Raw genomic sequence first — 2,276 nt, 5'->3', positions numbered from 1 at the left:
CCCCGGCCCCGGGCGCCACCTGCCTGGGCGACGCCTGGTGCAAGTACGTCTTCGAGGTGACCGGCTCGTCGTGGTTCGCCGAGGGCAGCTACTGGATCCTGCTCAAGCCGCTGCGGATCGTCCTGATCCTGCTCCTGGCGGTGGTGCTCCGGTTCGTGCTGCACCGGGCGATCAGCCGGATGGTCCGGGGCACCACCGAGGGCGCGGTCCCGACCATCCTCAAGCCGTTGCGGGAGCGGATCCCCACCGCCACCGCCCCGGACCCGAACGCCTTCGTCCCGGAACGCCGCCGGCAGCGCGCCGAGGCGATCGGTTCGGTGCTGCGCAGCCTGGTGACCGCCTTCGTCTTCGGCATCGCCCTGCTGATGGTGCTCAAGGAGTTCAGTTTCGACCTGGCCCCGCTGCTGGCCAGCGCGGGTATCGCCGGCCTGGCCCTCGGCTTCGGCGCGCAGAGCCTGGTCAAGGATCTGCTGGCCGGGCTGTTCATGCTTCTGGAGGACCAGTACGGCGTCGGCGACACGGTGGACCTGGGCGAGGCGACCGGGGTGGTCGAGGCGGTCGGCCTCCGGGTCACCACGATCCGCGACGCCCGGGGCGTGCTGTGGTACATCCGCAACGGCGAGATCATCCGGGTCGGCAACAAGAGTCAGGGCTGGGCGATGGTCGTGGTCGACCTGCCCATCGGTTTCGTCAGTACCGAGGAGGTCAGTGCCGTACTGCGGACCGCCGCCGCGTCGGTGGCCCTCGACCCGGAGTTGTCCGAGCACGTCGTGGAGCCGCCGGAGGTGCTGGGCGTGGAGCAGATGACGGTGGACGGGGCGGTGATCCGGACGGTGGTCAAGACCACGGCGGACGGGCAGTTCGCGGTCGGCCGGGAGTTGCGCCGCCGGCTCGCCGAGGCGCTGGAGAACGCCGGCATCGCGGCCCGGATCGCCGCCTCCCGGATGATGTTCCCCCGCCCGGCCGCGCCGGCCGCCGGGCCGGGGGAGGCCGGACCGGGCGGACCCGCCTGAGCCGTCGGCAGGGCGGCGCGACCCCCCGGGGACAGCTCCCGAACGGTTGCCTCCGGCGCCGTACGGACCCGGCCTGAACTGCGATGATCCGATCCCCACCGGGCTGTGGACCCGACCGGCGCGGACCGGCCGGTGGGGTGGGCATCGTCCGTTCGTTCAGTCGAAGATGCGACGATCTACCCATCCGCCCTAGCCACTCGTCAGACGATCAGGCAGAATCCCGGACAAGCTCCTCCCAGAGCGTGACCATGTCTTCGCTGATCCGTAGATCTGACGATGATCCCCGCCCGCACCATCACGAGTGGCGCCGCACCGGGGATGATGGAGGCCCCGGTGTCCGACGAGCGACACACCAAGGAAGGCCCGGCAACCTTCCGTGAGGTGTTCGCCCAGACCGAGTTCCGGGCGGTCTACGCGGCGAACACCCTCTCCTGGACCGGCGACTACATCGCCCGCGCCGCGGTCACGGTACTGATCTACCAGGAGACCGCCTCGGTGGCCCTCTCCGCTGCCGCCTTCGCGGTCAGCTACCTGCCGTGGATCGCCGGTGGACCGCTGCTCGCCACCGTCGCGGAGCGCTACCCGTACCGCCGGGTGATGGTGGCCTGCGACCTGATCCGGATGGCCCTGATCGCCCTGGTGGCGATCCCGGACATGCCGGTGGCCGCCATCCTGGCCCTGCTCTTCACCATCACGTTGGCCAACCCGCCGAGCCAGGCCGCCAAGTCGGCACTGATGCCGGTGATCCTCAGCGGCGACCGGCTGGTGGTGGGCCTGTCGGTGAACACCAGCACGGGTCAGGCCGCCCAGGTGGTCGGCTACCTGCTGGGCGCGGTGATCGCCGCGCACGACCCGACGCTCGCCCTGATGATCAACACGGCCACCTTCGGGCTCTCCGCGCTGATCGTCCGGTTCGGCGTGCACGACCGGCCCTCGGCGATGCGCCGCGAGTACCGCAGCCACCTGCTGCGGGAGACCGCGGACGGCTTCCGGATCGTCTTCGGCACCCCGGTGCTGCGGGCCACCGCGATCCTGGTCTTCGCCTCGATGCTCTTCGCCATCGTGCCGGAGGGCCTCGCCGCCGCCTGGGCGGGCGAGCGCAGTGACGGCGGCGTGGACCAGAGCATCGCCCAGGCAGTGATCATGGCGGCGAATCCGGTCGGTTTCATCCTCGGTGGGCTGGTGATGGCCCGGGCGGTACGTCCCGACGTGCGCATCGCGTTGATCCGGCCGTTCGCCGTCCTGGCCCCCCTCGCCCTGACC

The 2,276-nt window shown here is 71.1% G+C and carries 2 protein-coding genes; both read left to right on the top strand.

The window, feature by feature from the left end; genetic code table 11:
• A partial coding sequence (locus tag GSF22_RS32960) for a mechanosensitive ion channel family protein (protein WP_208817819.1) occupies window positions 1-1,013 on the top strand: 1,013 nt, incomplete at its 5' end.
• 321 nt (window positions 1,014-1,334) lie between these two features.
• On the top strand, window positions 1,335-2,276 hold a 942-nt coding region (locus tag GSF22_RS32955), incomplete at its 3' end, for an MFS transporter (protein ID WP_208817820.1).

The sequence above is a fragment of the Micromonospora echinofusca genome, from assembly GCF_017614955.1.
In the GTDB taxonomy this organism is placed as follows: Bacteria; Actinomycetota; Actinomycetes; order Mycobacteriales; family Micromonosporaceae; genus Micromonospora; species Micromonospora echinofusca_A.
This window is presented reverse-complemented; position numbering and strand designations above follow the sequence as displayed.